General features: G+C 71.0%; 21 protein-coding genes and 3 pseudogenes. 11 read left to right on the top strand and 13 right to left on the bottom strand.

From position 1 onward, the window contains the following. Positions 1-32: 32 nt before the first annotated feature. The 3 genes from QRX50_RS21210 to QRX50_RS21220 all read right to left on the bottom strand — a co-directional run bounded on the left by QRX50_RS21210 (position 33) and on the right by QRX50_RS21220 (position 3,181). The gene (locus QRX50_RS21210) at positions 33-1,379 is read right to left on the bottom strand and encodes a sensor histidine kinase (RefSeq protein ID WP_285973656.1); all 1,347 of its coding nucleotides are present in this window, start codon (positions 1,377-1,379) and stop codon (positions 33-35) included. A 2-nt stretch (positions 1,380-1,381) separates the two neighbouring features. After that, positions 1,382-2,065, bottom strand: a complete 684-nt coding sequence (locus QRX50_RS21215) for a response regulator transcription factor (protein WP_285973657.1) — start codon at positions 2,063-2,065, stop codon at positions 1,382-1,384. A 78-nt stretch (positions 2,066-2,143) separates the two neighbouring features. Next, positions 2,144-3,181, bottom strand: coding sequence for a LacI family DNA-binding transcriptional regulator (locus tag QRX50_RS21220; RefSeq protein ID WP_285973658.1), 1,038 nt, complete (start codon positions 3,179-3,181; stop codon positions 2,144-2,146). A gap of 79 nt (positions 3,182-3,260) precedes the next feature. Between QRX50_RS21220 and pip the strand changes: the two are divergent. From pip to QRX50_RS21240, 5 genes and pseudogenes are all read left to right on the top strand, one after another. After that, positions 3,261-4,109 (top strand): annotated as a pseudogene (gene pip, locus QRX50_RS50370) (prolyl aminopeptidase); the annotation flags it as partial. A 111-nt stretch (positions 4,110-4,220) separates the two neighbouring features. Next, positions 4,221-4,625: a nitroreductase family deazaflavin-dependent oxidoreductase gene (locus tag QRX50_RS50375; RefSeq protein ID WP_434533353.1), complete on the top strand. Its 405-nt coding sequence runs from the start codon at positions 4,221-4,223 to the stop codon at positions 4,623-4,625. Between the two features lie 54 nt (positions 4,626-4,679). After that, positions 4,680-5,474 (top strand): lysophospholipid acyltransferase family protein, encoded by a 795-nt coding sequence (locus QRX50_RS21230; RefSeq protein ID WP_434533298.1) that lies wholly within the window; start codon positions 4,680-4,682, stop codon positions 5,472-5,474. 52 nt (positions 5,475-5,526) lie between these two features. Continuing rightward, positions 5,527-6,921: a dihydrolipoyl dehydrogenase gene (gene lpdA / locus QRX50_RS21235; RefSeq protein ID WP_285973661.1), complete on the top strand. Its 1,395-nt coding sequence runs from the start codon at positions 5,527-5,529 to the stop codon at positions 6,919-6,921. Positions 6,922-7,162: 241 nt separating this feature from the next. Then, positions 7,163-9,082, top strand: a complete 1,920-nt coding sequence (locus tag QRX50_RS21240; RefSeq protein WP_285973662.1) for a S8 family peptidase — start codon at positions 7,163-7,165, stop codon at positions 9,080-9,082. A 39-nt stretch (positions 9,083-9,121) separates the two neighbouring features. Here QRX50_RS21240 and QRX50_RS21245 read toward each other — a convergent pair whose 3' ends face one another. Next, the gene (locus QRX50_RS21245; RefSeq protein ID WP_285973663.1) at positions 9,122-9,754 is read right to left on the bottom strand and encodes a class I SAM-dependent methyltransferase; all 633 of its coding nucleotides are present in this window, start codon (positions 9,752-9,754) and stop codon (positions 9,122-9,124) included. A gap of 122 nt (positions 9,755-9,876) precedes the next feature. Here QRX50_RS21245 and QRX50_RS21250 point away from each other — a divergent pair, with 122 nt between their 5' ends. Together QRX50_RS21250 and QRX50_RS21255 are read left to right on the top strand one after the other, a co-directional pair. Continuing rightward, positions 9,877-10,614, top strand: coding sequence for an SDR family oxidoreductase (locus QRX50_RS21250; RefSeq protein ID WP_285973664.1), 738 nt, complete (start codon positions 9,877-9,879; stop codon positions 10,612-10,614). A 120-nt stretch (positions 10,615-10,734) separates the two neighbouring features. Further along, the gene (locus QRX50_RS21255; RefSeq protein ID WP_285973665.1) at positions 10,735-11,502 is read left to right on the top strand and encodes an NPP1 family protein; all 768 of its coding nucleotides are present in this window, start codon (positions 10,735-10,737) and stop codon (positions 11,500-11,502) included. A gap of 6 nt (positions 11,503-11,508) precedes the next feature. Here QRX50_RS21255 and QRX50_RS50380 read toward each other — a convergent pair. Continuing rightward, positions 11,509-12,061 (bottom strand): annotated as a pseudogene (locus QRX50_RS50380) (Rossmann-fold NAD(P)-binding domain-containing protein); the annotation flags it as partial. A gap of 93 nt (positions 12,062-12,154) precedes the next feature. Between QRX50_RS50380 and QRX50_RS21260 the strand changes: the two are divergent. After that, positions 12,155-12,982: pseudogene (locus QRX50_RS21260) on the top strand (LysR family transcriptional regulator). Here the strand turns inward: QRX50_RS21260 and QRX50_RS21265 are convergent. Further along, on the bottom strand, positions 12,983-14,440 hold the full coding sequence (locus QRX50_RS21265) for an ABC transporter substrate-binding protein (RefSeq protein WP_285973666.1): 1,458 nt from the start codon (positions 14,438-14,440) through the stop codon (positions 12,983-12,985). A gap of 133 nt (positions 14,441-14,573) precedes the next feature. On the opposite strand from QRX50_RS21265, the gene QRX50_RS21270 reads away from it, so the two are divergent. Both QRX50_RS21270 and QRX50_RS21275 read left to right on the top strand, forming a co-directional pair. Then, the gene (locus QRX50_RS21270) at positions 14,574-15,875 is read left to right on the top strand and encodes an LVIVD repeat-containing protein (RefSeq protein ID WP_353074162.1); all 1,302 of its coding nucleotides are present in this window, start codon (positions 14,574-14,576) and stop codon (positions 15,873-15,875) included. A gap of 48 nt (positions 15,876-15,923) precedes the next feature. Next, positions 15,924-16,496, top strand: coding sequence for a chloramphenicol phosphotransferase CPT family protein (locus tag QRX50_RS21275; protein ID WP_285973668.1), 573 nt, complete (start codon positions 15,924-15,926; stop codon positions 16,494-16,496). 14 nt (positions 16,497-16,510) lie between these two features. Here QRX50_RS21275 and QRX50_RS21280 read toward each other — a convergent pair whose 3' ends face one another. Continuing rightward, complete coding sequence (locus QRX50_RS21280) at positions 16,511-17,083, bottom strand: dihydrofolate reductase family protein (RefSeq protein ID WP_285973669.1); 573 nt, start codon at positions 17,081-17,083, stop codon at positions 16,511-16,513. Positions 17,084-17,358: 275 nt separating this feature from the next. On the opposite strand from QRX50_RS21280, the gene QRX50_RS21285 reads away from it, so the two are divergent. Continuing rightward, positions 17,359-18,036 carry a TIGR02569 family protein gene (locus QRX50_RS21285; RefSeq protein ID WP_285973670.1) on the top strand — a complete coding sequence of 226 codons (678 nt, stop codon included), beginning with the start codon at positions 17,359-17,361 and terminating at the stop codon, positions 18,034-18,036. Between the two features lie 58 nt (positions 18,037-18,094). Here the strand turns inward: QRX50_RS21285 and QRX50_RS21290 are convergent, their stop codons facing one another. From QRX50_RS21290 to QRX50_RS21315, 6 genes are all read right to left on the bottom strand, one after another. Then, a complete protein-coding gene (locus QRX50_RS21290) occupies positions 18,095-19,675 on the bottom strand; it encodes a glycoside hydrolase family 13 protein (RefSeq protein WP_434533354.1) in 1,581 nt (526 codons plus the stop codon). A gap of 44 nt (positions 19,676-19,719) precedes the next feature. Next, positions 19,720-20,637 (bottom strand): carbohydrate ABC transporter permease, encoded by a 918-nt coding sequence (locus QRX50_RS21295; protein ID WP_285973672.1) that lies wholly within the window; start codon positions 20,635-20,637, stop codon positions 19,720-19,722. 9 nt (positions 20,638-20,646) lie between these two features. Then, positions 20,647-21,615 (bottom strand): carbohydrate ABC transporter permease, encoded by a 969-nt coding sequence (locus QRX50_RS21300; protein WP_285973673.1) that lies wholly within the window; start codon positions 21,613-21,615, stop codon positions 20,647-20,649. Further along, complete coding sequence (locus QRX50_RS21305) at positions 21,593-22,984, bottom strand: ABC transporter substrate-binding protein (RefSeq protein ID WP_285973674.1); 1,392 nt, start codon at positions 22,982-22,984, stop codon at positions 21,593-21,595. Before QRX50_RS21305 ends, QRX50_RS21300 begins: the two co-directional genes overlap by 23 nt. 116 nt (positions 22,985-23,100) lie before the next feature. After that, positions 23,101-24,108, bottom strand: coding sequence for a LacI family DNA-binding transcriptional regulator (locus QRX50_RS21310; RefSeq protein ID WP_285973675.1), 1,008 nt, complete (start codon positions 24,106-24,108; stop codon positions 23,101-23,103). Positions 24,109-24,183: 75 nt separating this feature from the next. Further along, positions 24,184-24,936: an IclR family transcriptional regulator domain-containing protein gene (locus tag QRX50_RS21315; protein WP_285973676.1), complete on the bottom strand. Its 753-nt coding sequence runs from the start codon at positions 24,934-24,936 to the stop codon at positions 24,184-24,186. Between the last annotated feature and the right edge of the window lie 58 nt (positions 24,937-24,994).

The following is a 24,994-nucleotide window of genomic DNA, read 5'->3' on the forward strand; positions in this document are numbered from 1 at the left end:
TTGCACTTTCACGGTCGGAAACGGTGATCTGTTCACTCCGCGACGGCGGGCGAAGGTTCAGCCTGCCGGGCCGGTTCAGTCGGTTCGGCCGGGGTGGCGGGCTCCGCGGGGTCGTCGCTCGCGGGCAGCAGCAGAGTGAATGTCGGCGGGTGTGGGCTCGACAGCCGCAGCCGCCCGCCCTCGGCCTCGGCCAGGCTGCGGGCCAGCCGCAACCCGATGCCGTGCCCGGGCGGCGCGGTGCGGGCCAGGGCGAACGCGTCGGTGTCGCCGAGGTCCGGGCCGTCGTCGGCCACGTCGATGGCGAGCGCGCCGCCCGCGTCGCGCGCGACGACGGTGACCGGTCCACAGCCGTGCGTCGTCGCGTTGTCCAGCAGCACGGCGAGCACCTGCCGCACGGCCGCCGCCGAAGCCCGGACGGTGGGCGGGTCCTGGACTTCGACGCGAAGCCCGCGGCCGCTGAGCAACGGAGCGCCGGCGTCGCGCAGCTCGGCCAGCACGGCGCCGAGGTCGAGCTCCGCGCGCGGTGCGCGGCGTTCGCGGGACAACGCGAGCAGGTCGTCGATGGTGCGCTCGAGCCGGTCGGCCGAGTCGATGCCGGCGCGGATCGCCTCGTACGGGTCGAGCCCGGGCGTCTCCAGCGCGGCCTCCAGCTGCAGCCGCAAGCCGGCCAGCGGCGTGCGCAGCTGGTGCGACGCCTCGGCCGAGAACGCGCGCTCGCGATCGAGCGTCTCGCCGATCCGCTCCGCGGTCACGTCCAGCGCCGCGCCGACCCGGTCGATCTCGGCGATGCCCGCGCGCGGGCTGCGAGCTGTGAAGTCACCGTCGCCGAGCCGGGTCGCGGCCGACGACAGTTCCTCCAGCGGGCTCGACAGCCGGGCCGCGATGCGCCGAGCGATGAGCCAGCTCGCGGCGACGGCGGCGACCCCGAACCCGATCATCCCGAGCCAGGTCAGGCCGACGCGGCGCAGGAGCACGGTGTGCGGCATCGCCGCGCGGACCACACCCGCGAGCCGCGCGCCGTCCATCACCGGCACCGCCAGCACGTCCTCGCCGTCGACCGGTCCGGACGCCACGTCGACGTCCGCCCCGGACACCTGCCTCACCACCGCGTCGGCGGTCTCCGGGCCCGTGCCGGAGACCAGCCGCCCCTGCGGGTCGTAGATCCCGACGGTCGCACTGTCCTGCACCGGCTGGCGGGGCACGCGCCCTGCGGCGAGCGCGTCGGAGACCTCCAGTGCCGTGCCGTCGGCGGCGCGTTCGAGCTCGGAGCCGGTGTTCTCCCGGAAGTACCACAGCGCCGCGACGGCCAGCGGCAGCCCGAACAGCACGGTGGCCACCACGGCGGCGAGCACCGTGAGTGTGACGATCCGGCGGCGCACGCTCAGGCCTCTTCCAGGCGGTAGCCGTGCCCGCGCAGCGTGGCGATCCGGGGCACGTCCGCCGGCTCGGGCGCGGCTTCGGCGAGCTTGCGCCGCAAGGCCGCGATGTGGACGTCGAGCGTTTTGGTGGAGCCGCGCGCGTTCGCGTCCCAGACGTCGGCCATGAGCCGCTCCCGGCTCACCGCCACGCCCGGTTGCTCGGCGAGGCGGGCCAGCAGGTCGAACTCCCGCGCCCGCAGGTCCACCTCCTGCCCGCCGATGACCGCACGGCGGCTCGCCGGGTCGACCACGAGCGAGCCGACGGTGACGACCGGCACCGCGAGGTTCGCCGGCGCGCCGCGGCGCAGGTGGGCGCGCACGCGGGCGAGCAGCTCGCCGAGGCGGATGGGTTTGGTGAGGTAGTCGTCGGCGCCCGCGTCGAGGCCCACGACCACGTCCATCTCGTCGGCCCGCGCGGTGAGGATCACGACGACCGCGCCCGGCATGCTCGTGCGCAGGCGGCGGCACACGTCCACGCCGTCGAGGTCGGGCAGGCCCAGGTCGAGCAGCACGAGCTCGGCCCCGGCCTCGTTCAGGGCGCTGCGGCCGTCGCGGCACCAGCGCACCTCGTGACCGTGGCGCGTGAGCGACGACTCCAGGACGCCGCCGATCGTCACGTCGTCCTCAACCACCAGCACCTTGGCCACGGCAGCAGCCTAACCAACACCCCGGCCGGACTGTGCCGGAAATCCGCGGAGGCGCATTTCGTCTACATAGGACGGTGCTCAGCGCCTGGGGCGCGCGGTGCTTTCGCGCAGCACGACCTCGGCGTTGAGCCGGACCGTGCGGGCCCGGGTGCCCGACCCCTTGAGCGCCAGGTCCATCGCGCGTTCGCCCAGCTGTTCCAGGGGAAGCGCGACCGTGGTGAGCGCCGGTGTGAGGTCGCGCACTACGGGGATGTCGTCGAAGCCCGCCACGGAGATCTCGCCCGGCACGGCGACGCCGGCCTCGCGCAACGCGGCCAGTGCGCCGATCGCCATCAAATCTGTGACCGCGAACACGCACGTCGGGCGCTTCCGCTTCGGGCGCTCCAGAAGCCGCTTCGCCGCCTCGTAGCCGCCGTCGCGGGTGAACGCGGTTTCGAGGACGTCGTCGTCGGACAGTGGCACGCCGTGGGCGGCGAGCTCCTCGGCGAACCCGTCGAGCCGGTCGCACACCGTGGTGAGCCGCGTCGGCCCGGCCAGCACGGCGAACCGCTTGTGGCCCAAACCGACGAGCGCCTTCGCGAGGGCAGCCGCGCCACCACGGTTGTCGGGCTGCACGGTGTCCACTTTGAGCCCGCGGTGCCGGCTGACGGCCGCGACCTGGCCGCCGCCGCGGCGGTACGGGTCCAGCTCCGCGGCCATCGCGCGTTCCCAGGAGCGGTCTTCGAACGCCGAGCCGATCAGCACGATCGCCGACGCCCGCTGCGCCCGCAGCGCCGAGACGTACGCCACTTCGCGGTCGGGGTCACGGAAGGTGTCGGCGAGCATCACGAGCAGGCCGTTGGCGTTGGCCACCTTCATGACCCCGCCGGCGACCGCGGAGAAGTACGGATCGGACACATCGTGACAGATCACCCCGACCGTCCGATGTGTCCCTCCGGCGAGTGCCTGCGCGTGTGCGTTCGGCGCGTACGCGAGCTCAGTCGCGGCCGACATCACGCGGTCGCGCAGGTCCGTGCGGACGGACGCGGTGCCGTTGAGCACCCGCGACGCCGTGGCGAGTGACACGTCGGCGCTTTGTGCCACGTCGGCCAACGTCACGTGTGGCCCCGACTTCATCGCTCCTCCATGGTGGTTCCTCGGGCATAGTGGCCCCATGCTCGGTCTGTACCCGGAAATCGAACCCTACGACCACGGGATGCTGCCGGTGGGCGATGGCAACGTAATCTACTGGGAGGAGTGCGGGAACCCCGCGGGCAAGCCGGTGGCGTTCCTGCACGGCGGTCCCGGCGGCGGCGCGTCGGCGCGGCACCGGCGGCTGTTCGACCCCGAGGGGTACCGGATCCTGCTGTTCGACCAGCGCGGTTGCGGCCGCAGCACACCCCACGGCAGCACGGCCGAGGCGGATCTGTCGGTGAACACCACCTGGCACCTGGTCGCCGACATGGAGCTCCTGCGCGAAGACCGCGGCATCGACCGGTGGCAGCTGTTCGGGGGCTCTTGGGGCAGCGTGCTTGCCCTTGCGTACGCCGAGCAGTATCCGCACCGCGTCAGCGAGCTCGTGTTGCGCGGGGTCGCGACGCTGCGGGTGAAAGAGATCCAGTGGCTCTTCGGCGGCGGTGCCGCGTGCCTGTTCCCGGAGGCGTGGTCGCGGTTCCTCGCGCCCGTGCCGTACGCGCGCCGCAGCGACAACCTGCTCGAGGTCTACCACGAGCTGCTGCACCACCCCGACCCCGAGGTCCACGGCCCGGCCGCGATCGCGTGGAGCCGGTGGGAGGGCGAGACGGTGAAGTTCACGCCGCAGGAGGAGGTGGTGTCGGCGTTCACCGAACCGGAGTTCGCGCTCGCCATCGCGCGCATCGAGAACCACTACTTCCGCCACGGCGGCTGGCTGGCCGAGGACCAGCTCATCCGCGAGGCCGGGAAGCTCACGGGCATCCCGTGCGTTCTCGTGCAGGGAAGGTACGACGTGGTCACTCCCGCGACGACGGCGTGGGAGCTGGCGCAGGTACTGCCCGGTGCGGAGCTGAAGATGATCTCCGACGCCGGGCACGCCTTCGACGAACCCCGGACGCTGCACGAGCTGATCAGCACGACCGACCGGTTCGCGCCACGCTGGGACGAGCACGAGAACAACGAACCGAGAGGAACCACACGGATGCTTTACGGTGACGAGCACGTCCGCCGCTACGAGGAGACCGACGGCGAGGTCGGCCACGAGTGGAAGCCCGGTGTGCCGACACTGGTCCTGACGACCAAGGGTCGCAAGTCCGGTGAGGACCGCAAGTTCGCGCTGATCTACCAGGAGGTGGACGGCAACCCCGTCATCGTCGCCTCCAAGGGCGGCGCGCCGAACCACCCCGGCTGGTACCTCAACCTGGAGGCCAACCCCGAGGCTCGCGTCCAGGTGCTGGCCGACAAGTTCACCGCCCGGGCCCGCACGGTCTCCGGCGAGGAGCGCGCCCGGCTGTGGGACAAGCTCGCCGAGGTGTGGCCGGACTACAACGAATACGCGAAGAAGACCGACCGTGAGATCCCCGTGGTGGTCCTCGAGCGGGTGTGATCCGCGCCGCGTCCGGGACCCGGGGTCACCGAGCCGGGTGGTCTTCGGCTACGAATGACGCTCATGGCCCTGCGAAACCGGTCGCGCGACCGCTGGACCCCGCTCGAGAACGAGGGGGAGCTGCTCACCTTCCGTCAGATGCAGGCCTACGGCCGGCGCTTCGCCCGCGCCGGCCGTGGGGCCTGGTACAGCTTCGCGATCGAGGTGGTCTGGCAGTTCCTGGTGCTGTTCAGCCGCTTCCGCGTACGGGGCTCGCGCCACATCCCGGCTTCGGGCGGGGTGCTGGTGGCGTCGAACCACCTGTCGTTCGCCGACCCGACCACGCTCACGGCGTTCTGCCTCGCCGCCGGCCGCGTGCCGCGGTACCTGGCCAAGTCGAGCCTGTGGGACCTGCCGGTGGTCGGCTCGGTGATGCGGTCCGGGCAGCACATTCCCGTGTACCGCGGAGCGCCGACGGCGGCGGGGGCGTACCGCGACGCCGTGAAGGCGGTGGACGCCGGTGAGTGCGTGACGATCTTCCCGGAGGCCACGTTCTCGGCCGACCCCGGCGGCTGGCCGATGAAGGGCAAGACGGGCGTCGCGCGGATCGCGCTGGAGACCGGTGTGCCGGTGGTGCCCGTCGCGAACTGGGGCACGCACCACCTGCTGCCCGCCGGGGCCTGGTTCCCGCACGGGATCCCGCGCAAGACCGTCGAGCTCGTGGCGGGCCCGCCGGTGGACCTTTCGGACCTCCGGTACGGCGAGCCGACCCGTGAGGTGCTCGAAGAGGCGACCGCCCGGATCATGTGCGCGGTGACGGATCTGCTGGCCGGGATCCGCGGCGAAGAGCCGCCCGGCGACCGTGCGTGAGGCGAGCACCGTCACCCCGCCCCGCCAGTCGGTTCGGGGTAATTTGGACGGTATGAGTGCACACTATGACGTCGTGGTCCTGGGGGCCGGGGTCGGCGGCTACGTGGCCGCCATTCGCGCCACGCAGCTCGGTCTGAGCGCGGCGGTCGTCGAGGAGAAGTACTGGGGCGGGGTGTGCCTCAACGTCGGCTGCATCCCGTCGAAGGCGCTGCTGCGCAACGCCGAGCTGGCGCACACGGTGAAGGAAGACGCCGCCACCTACGGCATCTCCTCCGACGGCGAGATCCGCTTCGACTACTCGGCCGCCTACGAGCGCAGCCGCAAGGTCGCGGACGGCCGCGTCAAGGGCGTGCACTTCCTGATGAAGAAGAACAAGATCACGGAGTACGACGGCCACGGCACGTTCGTCGACGCCAACACCCTCGAGGTCAACGGCGAGCGGATCACGTTCGACAACTGCATCATCGCGACCGGCGCCACGGCGCGCCTGCTGCCCGGTACTTCCCGCAGTGACCGCGTGGTCACCTACGAACAGCAGATCCTCGAGAGCGAGCTGCCCGAGAGCATCGTCATCGCGGGCGCCGGCGCGATCGGCGTGGAGTTCGCGTACGTACTGCGCAACTACGGCGTGGACGTGACCATCGTCGAGTTCCTCGACCGGATGGTGCCGCTGGAGGACGCCGAGGTGTCGGCGGAGCTGGCCAAGCGCTACCGCAAGCTCGGGATCAAGGTGCTGACCGGCACCAAGGTCGAGGCCATCGAGGACCCCGGTGCCTCGGGCGCGAAAGTTCGCGTCACGGTGTCGAAGGACGGCAAACAGGATGTGCTGGAGGCCGACAAGGTCCTGCAGGCCATCGGCTTCGCGCCCAACGTGAAGGGCTACGGCCTGGAGAACACCGGCGTCGAGCTCACCGAGCGCGGCGCCATCGCGGTCGACGGCCGCGGCCGCACCAACGTGCCCCACCTGTTCGCCATCGGCGACGTGACGGCGAAGCTGATGCTGGCGCACGCGTCGGAGTCCATGGGCATCGTGGCGGCCGAAACGATCGCCGGCGCGGAGACCATGGAGCTCGACTTCGTGATGATCCCGCGCGCGACCTACTGCCAGCCGCAGATCGCCAGCTTCGGCTGGACCGAGGCCCAGGCCCGCGACAAGGGCTACGACGTGCAGGTCGCCAAGTTCCCCTTCACGGCCAACGGCAAGGCCCAGGGCCTCGGCGACGCCGGCGGCTTCGTCAAGATCCTCAGCGACGCCAAGTACGGCGAGCTGCTCGGCGCGCACCTCATCGGCCCGGACGTGACCGAGCTGTTGCCCGAGCTCACGCTGGCCCAGCAGTGGGACCTGACCGTGCACGAGGTCGCCCGCAACGTCCACGCTCACCCGACCCTGGGCGAAGCGGTGAAGGAAGCGATCCACGGCCTGGCCGGGCACATGATCAACTTCTGAGTTTTCCCACCACGGCGCCGGATCGTCCACTGCGGACGGTCCGGCGCCGTCGTTCGCCGGTCATCACCCGTTCGCTCGGAGAGGGGCCACGGGCGGGGGACGGGCGGCTACGGTGATCACCGCGTCCACGGAGTGGACACACCGGACGATTCAAACTTTTGTCGGTGTACTGCGCGGTGGTGACTCCCTAGATTCGTCTGACTACCGCCGGTGGAGCGGGCGAGGCAGGGAGAGAGAGTCGATGCGGGGATTCAGCCGGGCCGCCACTCGGTCGGTGCCGTTGGCGGTGGGGGTGGTGCTGCTGGGCGCCGGCGTGGCGAGCGCGCAGCCGTCCGCGGCCGACGTCGTCGCGCAGCGCACCGAGGCCGGCATCAGCGCGTTGCAGGGGATCAAGAAATCGCTGACGCCCGCGGAGCGCAAGCAGGACAGTCGGCTGGTGATCGAGAAGCGACTGCGCGCCGACCACGTGCTCGCGGCGCTGCTGCCCGACTACCGCACGGGCCTGCCGGTGGCAAACAGCGGTGCGGTCTCCGTAGACATCACAGACCTCACAGGCATCACAGGTATCACCGGCGCCGCCGGGACCGCCGTGGCCCAAGCCGTGCGGGCGGCCGGGGGCACCGTCCGCTACGCCTCGCCGGACGGCGCGGTGCGCGCGGACCTGCCGCTCGCCGCCGTGGACAAGATCGCGGCGCGCGGGGATGTGTCCGCCGTCGCGCCGGCCGCGCAGGCGATGACGTGGCATGAGCAGGACCCGCGCCGGGAACTCGTGGCTCAAGCCGTGACGCAGGTGTCCGAAGGGGACAAGGCGCACGGCGCCGACACCGCCCGCGCCGAGTACGGCGTGACCGGCTCCGGCATCAAGGTCTGCGTGCTGTCCGACGGCGTCAACTCGCTGTCGAAGTCGCAGGCCGCGGGCGAGCTGCCGGCCGTCGACGTGCCGGCGGGCCAGGCCGGCAGCGGCGACGAGGGCACGGCGATGCTGGAGATCGTCCACGACCTCGCGCCCGGCGCCACGCTCGGTTTCGCCACGGCGTTCACCAGCGAAGCGAGCTTCGCCGCCAACATCCGCGCCCTGCGCACTACCGGCCACTGCACGGTGATCGTGGACGACGTCGCCTACTTCGACGAGTCGCCGTTCCAGGACACGCAGGTCGCGCAGGCCGTCAACGACGTCACCGCGGCGGGCGCGCTGTACTTCTCCTCCGCCGGCAACTCCGGCAACCTCACCGACGGCACCAGCGGCTACTACGAGGGCGACTTCCGCGCCTCGGCCACCACACTGCCGGGCATCAGCGGCACGCCGCACGACTTCGACCCGGGCTCCGCGGTGCAGACCTCCGACCCGCTGTCGGCGGGTTCGCTCGGCAAGCCCGTCGCGCTGTTCTGGTCGGACCCGTGGGGCAAGTCGGGCAACGACTACGACCTGTTCATCCTCAACGTGTCCGGCAGCGTCGTGGCCTCCAGCGACAACCCGCAGACGGGCTCGCAGAACCCGTACGAGATCGCGTCGGTGCCGACCACGGGCTCGGGCTACCGCGTGGCCGTGGTCAAGTACAGCGGCGCCGACCGGTTCCTCGCGCTCAACGTGATCCGCGGCCGGTTCGTGGACTCCGGCTCGCTCAGGGCGTTCAGCACGGCGGGCGTCACCTCGGGCCACTCGGCCGCGGCCGACGCGTTCAGCGTGGCGGCGGCTCCGGCGGCGACGGCGTTCGGCCGTCCACTCGAGACGGGCGACCCGGCGAACCCGGCCGGTCCGTACCCGGGCCAGTTCACCTCGGCGAGCAAGTGGGAACGCTTCACCTCCGACGGTGAGCGCCACCTGTTCTTCAACCCCGACGGCACCGAGCTCACCCCGGGCAACGTCTCCTCGACGGGCGGCGCCACGCGCGCCAAGCCGGACCTCACGGCGGCCGACGGCGTCGCCACCTCCGTGGCCGGCTTCCAGCCGTTTTACGGCACGTCCGCGGCCGCCCCGCACGCCGCGGCGATCGCGGCGCTGCTGCTCTCGGGCAAGCCCACCGCGACGCCCGCGGAGATCCGCTCGGCCCTGGTGTCGAGCGCGATCGACCTGGGCGCGCCCGGGTACGACCCCGTGACGGGCGCCGGCGTGATCATGGCGGGCCCGGCGCTGGCGGCGCTGGGCGTGCCGCAGAGCTAGGTGCGGTTCCGGCGGCCCCGGGTAGCCGGGGCCGCCGGCTCACCTGCTCGTGAGCAGCAGGTGGAAGGCGCGGGTGCCCTCGCCGAGGCGTTCGTGGCGGTCCAGGCTCAACCCCGCCTCGCCCAGTGCCGTCTCGACGTCGGCCACCGGGCGCAGCCGGAAGCCGTGTTCGGTGAACGGCATGGCTTTCATGGCCTCCGGGTCGCCGATGCCGAGCACGAACCGGCCACCCGGCGTGAGCACGCGGGCGACCTCCGCGAACGCCAGGTCGAGGTCGTCGACGAAGTACACCGTGTCGAGCGTGATCGCGGCGGCCATCGACGCGTCTTCCAGCGGCAACGCGGTCATCGTGCCGCGGTGCAGACGCAACCGGCCGGCGGCGATGTTGTCGGGGAACGCGGCGCGGGCCTTGGCGATCATCGTGTCGGAGATGTCGACGCCGTGCACCGTCCCGCCCGCCGCGGCGCGCAGCAGCAGGTCGAGGCCCAGCCCGCCGCCGAAGCCGATGTCGAGCGCCGTCTCCCCGGGTTTCAGGTCGAGTGCTTCGACGGCCGCCCTCATGTTGCCGCGGTTGGCGCGGTTCAGCAGCCGCCCGACGGCCCGGCCGGGCAGCCCGCTGGGGTGGCCGAGCTGCCGCGCCAGCCCGGCGAGCAGAGTGTCTCGTGGTCCCATTTCCGCAAGTCTGCCCCCGCGACGGCCGCGAGTCCACGACGTGGATTGTGGTGGCCCGGATGGTGTGGCAGCGTGCTGGCGGAGTGGCAGCGTGCTGGCGGTCGAGATCGAGGAGGGGTGTGATGGCGGGCAAGACCGCGGTGGTCACCGGAGCGGGTTCGGGCATCGGGCGGCGGGTCACGCGCGCGTTGCTGGGCGCCGGCTACCAGGTCGCGCTGGCCGGGCGCCGGGCCGAGGCGCTTTCGGAGACGGCTGGTGATGCTTCGGGTGCGCTGGTCGTGCCCACGGATGTGGCTTCGCCCGGGGCCGTGGCGGCGTTGTTCGAGGCGGTGCGCGAGCAGTGGGGCCGGCTCGACCTGCTGGTGAACAACGCGGGGGTGTCGGCGGGCGGGACCGTCGCGGACCTGTCGGTGGAGCGCTGGCGCCGGACGGTCGACACGAACCTGACCGGGATGTTCCTGTGCGCGCAGCAGGCCGTGCGCCTGATGAAGGACCAGGAGCCGATGGGCGGGCGGATCATCAACAACGGCTCGATCTCCGCGCACGCGCCGCGGCCCGCGAGTGTCGCCTACACCGCCACGAAGCACGCCGTCACGGGGCTGACCAAGTCGATCTCCCTCGACGGCCGCGCCTGGAATGTCGCGTGTGGACAGATCGACATCGGCAACGCCGCCACGGAGATGACCGAGCGCATGTCCGCCGGCATCCCGCAGGCCGACGGCCGCGTGCTCGCCGAGCCCACCTTCGACTCGGGCCACGTGGCCGACGCGGTGCTGTACATGGCGGGGCTGCCGCTGGACGCGAATGTCCAGTTCCTGACCATCACGGCCACGGCCATGCCGTTCATCGGGAGGGGCTGACCCGTCCGTACCGCCGGATTTACCCGTTCGGGCAAAGACCTTCGAGTGGTCTGATCCACGCTGCGGTGCTCGTGTCCCGGGACCACGCTGGGCGTGCGATCACGAGAAGGGACCCGCTCGATGAAGCACCGCACGTTGCGTAGGCTGGCGATCGCCACGGTGGTTTCCGGTTCACTGGTTTTCGGTTCTGCGACCGCATGGGCCGATCCGCCCTCGGCCCTGCCGGCCGGCGCGCCCGCCGCCGACGCCAAGTGGCAGCCCGCGCTCGACTTCGACAAGGACGGCTGCTACAACACCCCCGCCATCGGCCCCGACGGCACCCTCAACCCGGGCCTCGACCTCGGCGGCGCGGTGAACGGCAACTGCCACGACAAGTCCGATCTGGCCAACACCAACGTCTACTCCCGGTCCAAGTGCAACAACGGCTGGTGCGCCTACCTTTACGGCTACTACTTCGAGAAGGACCAGGTCTCCGACGGCCCCGTGTCGGCCGGCCACAAGCACGACTGGGAGCACATCGTCGTGTGGGTCCAGGACGACCAGGCGAAGTACATTTCCGTTTCCCAGCACCAGGGTTACGAGACGAAGCCCGCTTCGGAGGTCCCGTTCCAGGACACCCACCCGAAGGCCGTGTACCACAAGGACGGCGTCTCGACCCACGACTTCCGCTTCCCCAAGGACGGCAACGGCGACGAGCCACCCGAGAACGACGAGGGCGTGTGGCAGGTCAAGGGCCTCGTGGGCTGGGACAACTACCCCGCGGGCATCCGCGACAAGCTCACCTCCGCCGACTTCGGCGACGCGACGTTCAAACTGACGGACGACCGCTTCAACGGCACGCTGGCGACGGCGAAGCCGGCCGAGGTCGGGCTGGACCCGAACGCCTGAGCGGCAGGGGGTGACCTTGTCGCGCCGGAACTCGTCGAACAGGCGGTGGAACATCTGCTCGGTGTCCACATAGGAGTGAAAGCCGGCGCGGCGTGATTTCGACGTGTCGGCGAACATGTCGTAGTCCCAGGAGAACACGAAGTCGCCGAAGGGCCAGGCGGACACGTCGCGGTAGGTCGCCTTGAGGCCGTGCTCGGCGGACATCCTGGACCACAGCGGTTCCTTGTCCGCCATCACGGTCGCCAGCGAAATGGGCAACGGCGGCGCGGTGTCGAGGCCGAAGTACGCGGCGAGCTTCGGCCACAGCTCGCCGCCAGCGGAAGAGGTCGCCGTTGGCGATGTTGAACGCCTCGTTGCGGGTGGAGGTCGCGGCCCAGACCGTGGCCTCCGCCGGGAGCCCGGCGTCGGTCATTTCCAGGAGGCTGTCGTAGGCGCCGGGCTTGCCGGGGAAGCGCGGCGGCACCCCGAGCTCCTTCGAGATCGACGCGTACACGGCGATCACGAGCGCGAGGTTCATCGGGTTGCCGAGCGTGGTGCCGCCCACCACCGACGGCCGGATCGTGGGCGTCGCGGAGTCGAGCAGGGCGACGGACAGCGCGCCGGGCCCGCCGCGCCGCGAGAGGCCGACGATGTCCCAGCCGAGGCCGCGCAGGTGTTCGGCCGGCGTGCGGCCGAGCAGCTCCATGTGGCGCAACCGCGCTGTCGCACCAGGTCCGGGCGCTGGAGCAGCACGTCGGCGGACCGTTGCTCGAACGGCTGCCTCGCTCGGTCCGTCTCACGCCGATGGGCCGCGCGATGCTTCGGCACACCCGCGCCGCCCTCGCCGATGCCGAACGCGCCCGCTGCGCCGCCCGGCAGGCGTCCGGGCTCATGGCGGGGGAGCTCCTCGTCGCCACGGTCTACTCCGTCAGCCTCGGCGTGCTCCCCTCCGCGCTGCGTGGTTGGCGGCGCGACCACTCGGCGGTCGATGTGCGGCTGTTCGAACACCGCCACACCGACGAACTTCGCGAAGCCATGATCGCGGGCGAAGCCGACGTCGCGATCGGCCCGGAGCCCGCCGGCTGGGAAGGACCGGTGCGTTCGCCGGGGATCGAGGAGTTCGTCGTCGTCCTCCCGTCCGACGGCGCCACCGAAGGCGACCACGGCACCGTCGACCTGGCCACGCTCGCCGACTGCGCCTGGGTGCACTACGCCCCCGGCCACGGCCTCGCCGAAATCCTCGACGCCGCCTGCGCCGACTCCGGCTTCCGCCCGCGCCCTGCTGTTCGCACCGAGCAGACGGCCACCGCCCCCATCCTCGCGGCCGCCGGCCTGGGGCCCGCTCTCGTGCCCGCCAACGTGCTCCCGCCGAACTTCGAAGGCCGCGTGCTGGGCCCGGCGGAGCCGGTGCGCCGGGTGCTCACGGCTTACAGCCGGCCCCGGGCCGGATCCGTCGACCAGCGCCTTTGTCGAGGTTCTCGAGCGCCACGCGAGCGTGTGATCAGACGGAAAGCTTCGCCAGGTCGATCCCCGAGAACGCCGCCGCCGTGACGTCGTGCAGGCGGGGCGACCACACGGCGTGCCCGTGGCCCGTCCACAGGGGCGCCACGGGGAGGTCGCGCAGCAGCTGGTTCTCGGCGACGCGGTACAGCTGCCCGGCTTCCGCGGTGGTGGCCGCGGACTCCGCCGCCGTGAGGTCCTGCTCGAAGCCGGCGTCGGAGTAGCCCGAGGCGGAGGCGAGGGCCGACAGCAGGTCCGCCGGGCTGGCGGAGGCGAGGTTCAAGTCCACAGTGGACGGACCAGTCACGCGACCGTTCGGGCGCTGGGCGGCGGTCACCGCTACCCCCAGCGCCGTGGCCACACCGGTGGCGAGGGGGCGCGTCCACTGGCCCGCGCCGGGGTCGAAGTAGACCGTGGTGGGGCCGGTGAAGGCGGACTGGCCCAGCAGCGACTTGGCGGCGGCCGCGTCGAAGGAGCAGGGGCGGCAGGTGCCGGTGCGTTCGCCGGGGGCGTCGGCGGGTGGCAGGAGAGCGTGGGCCGGGTCGACCTGGTGGGCGAGGGGGCCGGCTTCCAGCGCTGAGCGGTCGACGGCCAGGGCGAAGGCGTGGCGGACGGCCGCGTCGGCGAAGCGGGGGTCGGCCATGGGGAAGACGAGGTAGCCGGCTTCGGGCAGGGGCCAGGTGGTGTGGCGGTCGGCGAAGTCGGTGTGCATGGCTTCGTGGCGTTCGCCGGCGACGGAGGTGACGAGGTCGAGCGAGCCGTCGCGCACGGCGTCGTACTGCTCCACCGGGTCGCCCACGCGCAGGTCGACCTCGGTCGCCTTGCCCTCGGCCGGGGTGACGCGCACGAGGGTGCCGCCGGTGCCGGGGGCCCAGTCGTCGGCGAGGCGGAAGGGGCCGTCTCCGACGGGGTGGCGGGCGAAGCCGTTCCAGTCGTGCGAGGCGAGCACGGACGCGGGCATCGGCACGAGCCCCGGCGCCGAGAGCCACGCCGGCACCTGGCTGCTCGGGCGGTCGAGCACGAGCCGGATCGTCGTCGCATCGGGTGCGGTGATCTGCTTGGCCCGCAACGACTTCGTCAGCACCGGCGTGGCCTCCCAGTTCTCGCCGGCGATGGCCTGCCAGGTGTCCACATAGGACTGCGCGGTCACCGGGGTGCCGTCGTGGAACTTCAGCCCCGGGCGCAGCGTCACGGTCCACGTCACGCGGTCGGTGCTCGTGATCGCCGCGGCGGCGCGCGGGGTGAGCTTGCCCGTGGCCGGGTCGTAGTCGGCGAGCGGCGTCCACAGCGCGCCCGTGACGAAGCGGCCGGCCTGGTCGTCGACGTCGGCGGGCAGCAGCGTGCCCGGCTCCTGCAGCCCGACCGTGACGACGCCCGGGCGCGCCGGCTCGTCGGACGAACAGCCGGCGAGCGCGGACAACGCCACCACCGCGGCGACGAGCAGGGCAGGCAGGCGCATGGTGTCTTAATACCAGTTGGAAAGAGACGAAAGGCGGTTGTGTCCGGTTGGTCACCGTCTTAGAGTGCAACGGTCACGCTGGGCGTTCTGGGAGGTTCGTGTGCGACGCTGGTGGGTTCGATCTTGCTTGGCCCTGACCACAGTCGCCGCGACGCTCATCGCGACCGAGCTGCCCGCGGCCGCGTGCGGCGAGGACGACAAACCGGCGGTGCAGGCCAAACACACCGCCGGTGATCCGGGCGCGATCAAGGGCGTGCGCGCTGTCGGCAACGTGCCCGACGCCGCGGGCGCGATCTCCGCCAACTTCCTGCAGTACGGTCACCGCGACGTGATGGTGGTGTCCGGCGAGTTCGGCCTCAAGGTCTACGACCTCACGCGCAACCCCGCCGCGCCGAAGGCGATCGGGCAGCTCAGCCTGCCCGGCTTGTGGGAGACCGAGGACACCGAGGTCGACGCGAAGCGCAAGCTGGTGTTCCTCTCGCGTGACCCGCGGGCGTTCGAGGGCAACACGCACACCGGCGAGTCCGGCATCTACGTCGTCGACGTCTCGCGCCCGGAGAAGCCCACGATCCTCAGCTACGTGCGCGTGCCCGCCGGCCACACCACCAGCTGCGTCGACGGCTGCCGCTACCTGTGGACCGGCGGCCCCGCGAAGGCCGACGACCAGCCGGCCGACTGGGGCGGGCGCCCGATCTGGGTCACCGATGTGCGCGACCCGCGCCACCCGGTCGTCCACCCGGACCCCATCGAGCTCGCCCGCAACGACGGCCAGACCGACTACGTGCACGACGTCCAGGTCGACTCCGCGGGCGTCGCGTGGGTCTCGGGCCGCGGCGGCGTCCGCGGCTACTGGACCAGCGGCCTGCACCGCGACCCCGTCCGCGGCGGCGTGCACCGCGCCACGGCCCTGGCGCCCATCCCGTACGCCGGCGGCGGAGTCGACGAGACCGCCGCGCCGTCGAAGTTCCTGCACAACAGCTTCCACCCGGTCGGCCCCCGCGAGGCCGGCGCCTGGCGCGGCCACGACCTCGTGTACGCCACCGAGGAGAACTTCCTCGACGGCTGCGCGGGCGACGGCGTGCTCACCATCTCGTCCCTGGCCGGTTCATACAACGGTGAAGGCTGGCGCTCGACCCCGACTGACCCCTTCCGCTTGCAGAGCATCGGCACGTGGAGCGTCGCGGGCCAGGAAGGCAGCGACCCCGCCTCCGACGACTGCTCGGCCCACTACTTCGACCTGCGCGACCACGTGCTCGTCCAATCCTTCTACTCCCAGGGCACGCGCTTCCTCGACGTCAGCGACCCCACCAACCCGCGCCAGATCGCCTACTTCCGCCCGGCGGACGCCAGCTCGTGGGCGCCGTACTGGCACGACGGGTACGTGTATGTGGCGGACAACGTGCGTGGGGTGGATGTTCTGAAGCTGACTGCCTGAGATCCGGTCGCAGGGCGATCGATCGGCGCCGCTGGCTACAGTTCGATCATGGAGCCAGTGGCGCGCGGCCGGGTCATTCTCCTCAACGGCCCTTCGAGCTCGGGAAAGTCGAGCATCGGGCAGGCACTGCTGGCGATCCTGCCCGACCCCTGGTTCCACGTCCCCGTCGACGGGATCAGCGGGATGCGGTCGACGCGCTACACCCGTGAGCTCGACGACGCCGGGGTCCAGGAGATGCTGAGACGAACCCGGCGGGGTTACCACCGCGCCGTCGCGGCCCTAACGTCCACGGGGAACGACGTGGTCATGGACTACCTGCTCAGCGAGCCGTGGCGCCTCGACGACCTCCTCGTCGTCCTCGACGGTTACGACGTCACGCTTGTGGACGTCCACTGCGCGCCGGAGGAGCTCGCCCGGCGGGAGCGCTCGCGCGGCGATCGGCCGCACGGTCTCGCCGCGTCGCAGACGCTGATCTACTCCCACCGGGACAGCGACCTCGTCGTGGACACGACTCACCGCACGGCGGCCGACTGCGCCCGCGAGATCGCCGGCCGTCTCGACGCGGTCGGGCGGCCGAAGGCGTTCGAACGCCTCCGCGCCGCCCGCGCGCGAACAAGCTGACGGCCTGAGGCCACTCACGGGTGGCGCGTGGGCCGGTAGATCAGTTCCTGCGTGTTTCCGTCCAGGGTGCGGCTTTCCAGGAGCTCCAGGTCGAAGTCCTCGGCACCCTCGAAGATGCGGGCGGCGCCGGTTCGGCCGGTGAGTGCGGGGAAGACCGTGAGCTGCACGCGGTCGACCAGGCCGGCCGCCATCAGGGCGCGGTTCATCGCCAGGCTGCCGTGCGAGCGCAGCGGTGCGTCGGACTCCTTCTTGAGGCGCGCGACGACATCGACGGCGTCGCCGCTGATGACCGTCGCGTCCGGCCAGTCCAGGGGGCCGCGCAGGGTGGTGGAGACGACGGTGGCCGGCAGGTTCCGCATCAGGGCGACCCAGGGGTCGAGGTTCTCCACGCCGAACTCGGCGAACATCTCGACGCTGTCCTTGAACGTGGTCTTCCCGAACACCATCCGCTGCCCCTCGCCGTACAGCTCGAGGCGGCGCGCCAGCAGCTCGGGGCCCTGCTTGCCCCAGTAGCCGCCCCAGTCGCCGGTGTGGGAGCCGTAGCCGTCGAGGCTGGAGAAGACGTCGAAGGTGTAGGTGGCGGTCATGGTGTGCTCCTTGAATGAGGTTCGGGCCGGGCGGCCCCTCACCCTGCCTACGAACCCGCTCGACGCCAATCGACACCGTCGGGAGAAAAACTTCTGAGCGGCCGAAACCGCGACGACAAAGGGGTCGGAGTCCTCCTACGATCAGCGGCCGTGACGCCGCCACCGCAGTCCGTCCTGGCCGCGTTCGGACTCGCCGACCAGCCGATCGAGCGGCTGCCCGGCGGCCGAGGCGGGACGTGGCTGGCCGGCTGGGCGGTGCTGAAACGCGTGGAGTCGTGTCCGAGACGGTGTGGCGCGCCGGCACGGTATCCGGGCTGGGCGCGGCCAGGTTCCGCGTCGCGACGCCGATCAGGACCACCGACGGCGGCTGGTTCGCCGAGGGCTGGGAGGCGGCTCTGTTCGTCGCGGGTGAACCGGACGTCGGCCGGGCGGACGACGTGGTGCGGGCCGGTCTCGCGTTCCACCAGGCCGTCGCCGGCCTGCCCCGGCCGGCTTTCCTGGACCGGCGCGACGATCCGTGCGCTACGGGCGACCGCGCCGCCTGGGAGGAGCTGACCGTGCGGAGCGGCTCTGCGGCGGCCGCGGAACTGCTGCGCCCGCTCGTGGGCGCTCGCCGTCCGGTGGACCTCGTCTCACAGGCCGTGCACGGGGACTTGCTCGGCAACGTCCTGTTCGCCGACGGCCAGGCCCCGGCGGTGATCGACTGGTCGGTGTACTGGCGGCCGCCGTCGTGGGTATCGGCGGTCGTGATCGTCGACGCCCTGTGCCGGCACGGCGCCCAGCCGGACCTCGCGACGCGGTGGTCGCACCTGCCCGAGTGGGGCCAGATGCTGGTGCGCGCCCTGATCTGTCGCATCGTGACCGACGACGTGGTCCTCGGGGCGAACGAGTGGACGCCGGCCCGGACCGGGGCGTACCGGCTGGTGGTCGAGCTTGTGATCGGTCTTGCTTGAGCAAGGCCCGATCCGTGGAGGGCACCTCGAGTGAATCAGAGGTGCCCTCCCTCGCCGGTCAGGACCGCAGCCACACCGCGGTGTCCGTCGGGATCTCCGTGGTGACGGGACCGCTCGCCAGCAGGATCTCCGCGGCCGGCAACGGCACCGGCGACGCGGAGAAGTTCAGCGCGAACGTGAACCCCGGCTCCCGCGTGAACGCCAGCACCCCGTCGCCGAGGGAAAGCCACTCCAGCGCCCCCGCGCCGAGCGCCGGCTGTTCCGCGCGGATCCGCAGGCCGTCGCGGTACAGCGACAGCATCGACGCCGGGTCGGCGGCCTCGGCGGAAGCCGTGTATTCGGCCCACGAAGCCGGCTGCGGCAGCCATGGCGTCCCCGCGCCGAAGCCGAACGGTGCGCCAAAACCCGACCACGGCAATGGCACCCGGCACCCGTCCCGGCCCGGGTCCGCGCCGTCGGTTCGCGCCCACACGGGGTCCTGCCGCAGCTCCGAGGGGAGGTCCTCGACCTCCCACAACCCCAGCTCTTCGCCCTGGTACACGTACACCCCGCCCGGCAGCGCCAAAGTCAGCAGTGCCGCCGCGCGCGCCCGGCGGGTGCCCAGGGAGAGCGAAACCGGCGAGCCGTGCAGCCGGTCCGCGAACGAGAAGCCCGTGTCGCCGGACCGGCCGTACCGCGTCACGTGCCGTGTCACGTCGTGGTTGGACAGCACCCACGCCGCGGGCGCGCCGACCTCGTCGTGGGCGCGCAGCGTGCGCGAGATGACGTCGCGGAAGCGCGAGACGTCCCACGGGCACACCAGGAAGTCGAAGTTGAACGCCGAGTGCAGCTCGTCGCGGCGCAGGTAGCGCGCGGCGCGGGACATGTCGGGCAGCCACATCTCGCCGACGAGCACGCGTTCGCCCGCGTAGGAGTCGGCGATCTTGCGCCACGACCGGTAGATCTCGTGCAGCCCCTCCTGGTCGGAGAACGGCGTCTCGTCCCCCTCGGCGACGTCGGGCAGCGCGGGGTCCTTCACGAGCCCGTCGGCGACGTCGATGCGGAAGCCGTCGACGCCGCGGTCGAACCAGAACCGCAGCACGTCTTCGAACTCCGCGCGGATGTCGGCGTTGTCCCAGTTGAAGTCGGGCTGGCGCGAGCTGTACAGGTGCAGGTACCACTCGCCGTCCTCCACGCGGGTCCACGCGGGCCCGCCGAAACGGGACTTCCAGTTGTTCGGCGGCTCGGAGCCGCCCGGGCCGCGGCCCGGGCGGAACCAGAACCGCTGCCGCTCGAGCGATCCCGGGCCGGCGGCGAGTGCCGCCTGGAACCACCGGTGCTCGTCGGAGCAGTGGTTCGGCACGATGTCGATGATCACGCGGATGCCGCGCTGGTGCGCTTCGGCGATGAGCTCCTCGGCCTCGGCGAGGGTGCCGAAAAGCGGTTCGATGTCACGGAAGTCGGCCACGTCGTAGCCGCCGTCGTCCATGGGCGACGGGTACCAGGGCGTGAACCAGATGGCGTCCACACCCAGATCGGCCAGATGGTCCAGTTTGGACCGCACACCGGCGAGATCTCCGATGCCGTCGCCGTTTCCGTCGGCGAAGCTGCGGATGTACACCTGGTAGATCGCCGCGCTGCGCCACCAAGCCGAAGACAGTTCGGTCACTGCGTAGTCCTCCCAGTAGTCTTTGCGGACAGTGCTCAGCCCTTGATCGAACCGGCGGTGAGCCCGGCGAGGATCTGGCGCTGGAACACGAGGAACAGCACGATCATCGGCACACTCGCCAGCACCATGCCCGCCACGAGCAGGTTGAGCGGCATGTCGATCGCGACCCGTTGCAGCATCACGCTCAGCGTCTGCTTGCCGGTGTCGGGGAACACCAGCAGCGGCCAGATGAAGTCCTTCCACGCGGCCACGATCGTGAGGATCGAAACCACGGCGAGGATCGGGCGCGAGATCGGCAGGATGACCTTCCACAACGTGCGCACCGGGCCGGCGCCGTCGAGGCGCGCGGCTTCGACCAGCTCGTCGGGGATCTGGTCGAAGAACCGTTTGAGCAGGTAGATGTTGAACGCGTTGGCCGCGGCCGGCAGCCAGATCGCGGCGGGGGAGTTGATCAGGTTCAGATGCAGCAGCGGCAGGTCGGTCACCGTCACGTACGTCGGCACCAGCAGCGCCGCGGCCGGCAGCATGAGCGTGACGAGCATGAGCCCCAGCACCACGTTGCCGAACTTCGGCCGCAGCTTCGACAGCGCGAACGCCGCCGGCACGTCCACCGCGAGCTGCACCAGCCACGCGCCGCCGGCCACGACCACCGTGTTGAGGAAGTACTTCCCGAGGTCCATCTGGTCCCAGGCCTCGGTGAACGACTCCGGATGCCACTCGCGCGGCACGATCGTGGCCGGGGTCGCCGCCAGCTCCGCCGGCGACTTCATCGCGCCCGTCACGGCCCAGTACAACGGGAACAGGAACGCCAGCGTGAACAACACGAACGTGCACACGAACACGATCACGTACACGGTTTTCCCGCCGCCGGTGCGCAGCTGCGACGGTGAGATCAACGTCCGTCCTGACGGGACAGCCGCGCGTTTCCCCTTGCGCGGCAAGGCGGTTGTCATGGGAACCTCCTAGTCGTCCGCGCGCCGGGTCAGCCGCACGTACATTGCCGAGAACACGCCCAGTGCCACGAACAGCAGCAGGCTCATCGCGCTGGCCGAGCCGAAGTCGTTGTAGACGAAGGCGTAGCGGTACAGCAGCAGGAGTACGGTCACCGTCGAGTCGTCCGGGCCGCCGCCGGTCATCACGTACGGCTCGGTGAACACCTGCATCGTGGCCACGATCTGCAGCAGCAGGAGCACCAGCAGCACGAACCGCGTCTGCGGGAACGTCACGTGCCGCAGCCGCCGCCACATCCCGGCGCCGTCGAGCTCCGCGGCCTCGTACAGCTCACCCGGGATGGTCTGCAGCGCCGCCAGGTAGATCAGCGTGGTGCTGCCCATGTTGGCCCAGGTGGACACGAACACCAGCGACAGCATCGCGGTCGTCGACGAGTCGAGCCACTGCAGACCGGGCAGGCCGACGGAGTTCAGTGCCGAGTTGAACAGACCGGGACCCGGGTCGTAGAACCACTTCCACATCAGCGCCGTGACCACGGGCGGCAGCATCACCGGCAGGTACACCGCGAGCCGGAAGTACGCCCGCGCGTGGTGCAGCTCGTTGAGCAGCACCGCCGCCAAGAAGGGCACGAGGAACCCGAAGACGAGTGCGAACCCGGTGAACAGCAACGTGTTTCGCCACGCCACTCCGAACAGCGGGTCGGCGAAGAGCCGCACGAAGTTGTCGAACCCGACCCACGTCGGCGGGTTCACGAAGTCGACCTGCTGGAAGCTCAGCAGCACTCCGCGCACGATGGGGTACCAGGAGAACATCGCGAACACCACGAGCGCGGCGCACAAGAGCGTGTACGCGGTGAGGTTCTCGCGCAGGCGCCGCTTGAGCCGGGCGCGCCGGCGTTCGGCGGCCGAGGCGGGGGGCCGACTGGCCCGCGGGGTGACCGCGGGCCAGTCGAGCACGTTACCTGACCTGGGCGAGGACACTGTTGACCTTCGACTGCGCCGAGCCGAGCAGCTGGTCGATGTTCGCGTTGCGGTCGGTGAGCACGGCCTGCATCACGCTGTCGAGCGCGGCGTAGATCTGCTGCGCGCTGGGCGGTTCGATGCTGCCCTTGATCTTGCTCGCGGTGTCCACGTAGGACTGGTAGTTCTCCGCGGGCACGTTGGCGTACTTCTTCTTCACGGCCAGCTGCTGGTCGCGCACCGCGCCCTGCCAGATGTCCGGCGTCGGCTCGGTCGGCAGGCCCACCGGCTGCTTGCCGTCGGAGTACTGCTTCACGTGCTTGTCGAAGCGGTCGGGGTTGAGGTATTTCCACTGGATCCACGTGAGCCCGGCCTTGATCTTCGCGGCCGACGCCTTGGGGTTGATCATGTAGCCCTCGCCGCCGAGCAGGGTGCCCTGCGCGCCCGGCATGCCGGCGATGCCGTAATCCTCGTATTTGCCGTTGAACTGCTTCACCAGCACGGGCACGTTGTCCGGCGCGGCCATGTACATGCCGAGCTGGCCCGCGCCCATCATCCGTTGCACGTCCACGTCCTGCAGTAGTTGCTTGCTGCCCATGGAGTTGTCGTCCCAGCGCATGGCGTGCAGGTAGTTCAGCGCGGCGCGGCCCTTGTCGTTGTCGAAGTCGGCGACCCACTTGTCGCCGTCCTTGCGGGCGATGTCACCGCCCATGGAGTAGAGCCAGCCGGTCAGGTGCCAGCCGCCCTGGTTGTTCTTGCTGTAGTCGGCGTACCCGACGGTGCCGTTGCCCAGCGCGGAGATCTTCTTCGCGTCGGCGCGGACCTCGTCCCAGGTGGCGGGCGGCTTGTCCGGGTCGAGCCCGGCCTGCTGGAACAGCTTGCGGTTGTAGACGAGCCCCATGGTGTAGTTCGCCGTCGGGAGGCCGTAGAGCTTGCCGCTCGCGTCCCGGAAGTTGTCCAGGAGTTGCGGCTGGATGTCGTTGACGTGCGGCACGCTCTTCGCCGCTTCCGTGATGTCGGCGGCCTGGTGCCGGGCGATGATCTGCGCCGGGTCGGTGAAGTACACGTAGTACACGTCTTCGAGCTGGCCGCCGGCGAGTTTCGCGGAGAACGTCTTGGGGTCCATGAACCCCTCGTGGGGCACGATGTCGATGTCCGGGTGCGAAGCCTCGAACTCGGCGACGTCGGCGTCGAACACCTTGCGCTCGAACGGCTGCGTGGTCGGCGGCTGCCCGGTGACGGTGATCTGGACCTTTCCGCCGGCGTCACCGCCCTCGGCATCGGAGCCGCAGGCGGCGAGGCTCACGGCCAGGCCGCCCGCGGTGAGCAGGGCGATCACGGTTCTCTGGGTGCGGCTGGACCTCGCTGCTCGGGACCAGGGACTGCTCATCTCAAGCCTCTTCTCGCGGTCGCGACGGCTGTGTCGTGATGGCCGTCACTCTAAAGTGCGAGACCAGAACGCCGCAATAACCCGACGAGGATTTGCAAGTTACGAACAGGACGTGATCACGCCCGGTGCCGCGCGGTCGACCCCCGCACCACGAGCTCCGGGGCGAACAGCAGTTCCTCGGCCGCGACCTCGCCGCCGTTGATCCGCTTCACCAGCAGCTCCACCACCGCGCGGCCCATCGCCTCGATCGGCTGACGCGTGGTCGTGAGCGGCGGATCGGTGCAGTTCATGAGCGCCGAGTCGTCGTAGCCGACCACCGAGATGTCGCCCGGCACGTCGAGGCCTTGACGGCGGGCAGCGCGGATCGCGCCGAGGGCCAGCAGGTCGCTCGCGCACAGCACGGCGGTGGCCCCGCGCGGGTACAGGCGCGCGGCCGCGGCGTGGCCGCCCTCGATGGAGAACATGCCGTGCTCCACCAGTTCGTCGAGCACGGGTAGGCCGAGTTTCGCCGCGTACGAGCGGAAAGCCGCGAGCTTGCGCTGCGACGGTACGTGGTCGGCCGGGCCGAGGACCAGGCCGATCTTCTCGTGGCCGAGCGAGCTGAGGTGCCCCACGACCTGCTCCACGGCCACCGCGTCGTCGCACGAGACCTGCGGCAGGCCGAGGTGGTCGACGGCGGCGTTGATCAGCACCGTCGGCAGCTTCCGTTCCGCAAGGTGGTGGTAGTGCGTGTGCACGGCGTCGGCCTGGGCGAACAGCCCGCCGGCGAACACCACCCCGGACACCTGCTGCTGCAGGAGCAGCTCCACGTACTCGGCTTCGGACACCCCGCCGGCGGTGCGCGTGCACAGCACGGGCGTGAACCCCTGCTGGGCCAGCGCGTTGCCCATGATCTCGGCCAGCGCGGGAAAGATCGGATTCTGCAGCTCGGGCAGCACGAGCCCCACCAGGCGGGCCCGCTCCCCGCGCAGCTGGGTGGGGCGTTCGTAGCCCATCACGTCCAGCGCGGTGAGAACGGCGGCCCGGGTGCTCGCGGAAACCCCGGGCCGGCCGTTGAGCACCCGGCTGACCGTGGCTTCGCTGACCCCCACCTGTCGGGCCACTTCGGCAAGTCGACGCGTCATGGCTGAAACTTTACTGCAACGAATCGCAAAATCTCGACTTCACGGCGCGAGGGTGCTGACACGCAGAGCCACCGGCTACAGCTTGCGCCCCAGCTGCTCCGCCTGGTCGCGCAGCACCGGCAGGAACTCGTCGCGCAGCTGGTCCATCGAGATGCGGCCAGCAGTGGCGCTCACCGACATCGCGGCGACGGTTCGCCCGCGCGAGTCGAACACGGGTACGGCGAGCGAGCGCAGGCCGTACTCCAGCTCCTCGTCGGTGAACGCCGCGCCCTGCTCGCGCACGAGGTCCACGCGTCGGCGGATCTCGTCGGGCGTCACAGGGGTTTTCGGGGTCCGGGGGTGGAATTCGGACCGGTCGAGGTAGGCCGTGAAGTCCTCCGTGGACAGTGCGGAAAGGAGCACGTGTCCCGTCGCCGACGTGTATGCCGGCACGCTCGCGCCGATGCGCACGCCCGTGTTGACGATCCGTTTCACCTCGCTGCGCGCGATGAACAGCGCGTCGTCGTTCTGCAGCACCGCCAGTGAAGCGGACTCCTGCACGTGCTCGCGCACTGCCGCGAGGTGTGGCTGCGCGAGCTGCGGCAGCGCCGTCGACTCGACGTACGCGTCGCCCAGGCGCAGCAGGCGCGGTGTGGGCAGGAAGTGCTTGCCGTCGTGGGTGAGGTACCCGAGGTCGACCAGGGTGAGCAGGCAGCGGCGGGCGACGGCGCGGTTGAGGCCGGTGAGGCGCGCCGCGTCGCTGATCGCGAGCTTCGGTGCCGCCTCTCCGAACAGCTCGAGGATCGCCAATCCCTTGGCCAAACCGGCCATTCCCTCGGCTGCGGGCATGACTCTCCCCGGAGATAGGTCTTGACGGCGGGCTCTCGTCTGCCTTCAATGTGTTCGG

Origin of the sequence: Amycolatopsis sp. 2-15 (assembly GCF_030285625.1) — a bacterium.
GTDB classification, from domain to species: domain Bacteria; phylum Actinomycetota; class Actinomycetes; order Mycobacteriales; family Pseudonocardiaceae; genus Amycolatopsis; species Amycolatopsis carbonis.

Excerpts from the sequence above, each read along its gene's own strand:
- QRX50_RS21245 (WP_285973663.1), bottom strand. The coding sequence starts at position 9,754 with ATGGGACCACGAGACACTCTGCTCGCCGGGCTGGCGCGGCAGCTCGGC.
- QRX50_RS21220 (WP_285973658.1), bottom strand. The coding sequence starts at position 3,181 with ATGAAGTCGGGGCCACACGTGACGTTGGCCGACGTGGCACAAAGCGCC.
- QRX50_RS21255 (WP_285973665.1), top strand. The coding sequence starts at position 10,735 with ATGAAGCACCGCACGTTGCGTAGGCTGGCGATCGCCACGGTGGTTTCC.
- QRX50_RS21275 (WP_285973668.1), top strand. The coding sequence starts at position 15,924 with ATGGAGCCAGTGGCGCGCGGCCGGGTCATTCTCCTCAACGGCCCTTCG.
- QRX50_RS21295 (WP_285973672.1), bottom strand. The coding sequence starts at position 20,637 with ATGACAACCGCCTTGCCGCGCAAGGGGAAACGCGCGGCTGTCCCGTCA.
- QRX50_RS21280 (WP_285973669.1), bottom strand. The coding sequence starts at position 17,083 with ATGACCGCCACCTACACCTTCGACGTCTTCTCCAGCCTCGACGGCTAC.
- QRX50_RS21240 (WP_285973662.1), top strand. The coding sequence starts at position 7,163 with ATGCGGGGATTCAGCCGGGCCGCCACTCGGTCGGTGCCGTTGGCGGTG.
- QRX50_RS21250 (WP_285973664.1), top strand. The coding sequence starts at position 9,877 with ATGGCGGGCAAGACCGCGGTGGTCACCGGAGCGGGTTCGGGCATCGGG.
- QRX50_RS21315 (WP_285973676.1), bottom strand. The coding sequence starts at position 24,936 with ATGCCCGCAGCCGAGGGAATGGCCGGTTTGGCCAAGGGATTGGCGATC.
- QRX50_RS21265 (WP_285973666.1), bottom strand. The coding sequence starts at position 14,440 with ATGCGCCTGCCTGCCCTGCTCGTCGCCGCGGTGGTGGCGTTGTCCGCG.
- QRX50_RS50375 (WP_434533353.1), top strand. The coding sequence starts at position 4,221 with ATGCTTTACGGTGACGAGCACGTCCGCCGCTACGAGGAGACCGACGGC.
- QRX50_RS21305 (WP_285973674.1), bottom strand. The coding sequence starts at position 22,984 with ATGAGCAGTCCCTGGTCCCGAGCAGCGAGGTCCAGCCGCACCCAGAGA.
- QRX50_RS21310 (WP_285973675.1), bottom strand. The coding sequence starts at position 24,108 with ATGACGCGTCGACTTGCCGAAGTGGCCCGACAGGTGGGGGTCAGCGAA.
- lpdA (WP_285973661.1), top strand. The coding sequence starts at position 5,527 with ATGAGTGCACACTATGACGTCGTGGTCCTGGGGGCCGGGGTCGGCGGC.
- QRX50_RS21230 (WP_434533298.1), top strand. The coding sequence starts at position 4,680 with ATGACGCTCATGGCCCTGCGAAACCGGTCGCGCGACCGCTGGACCCCG.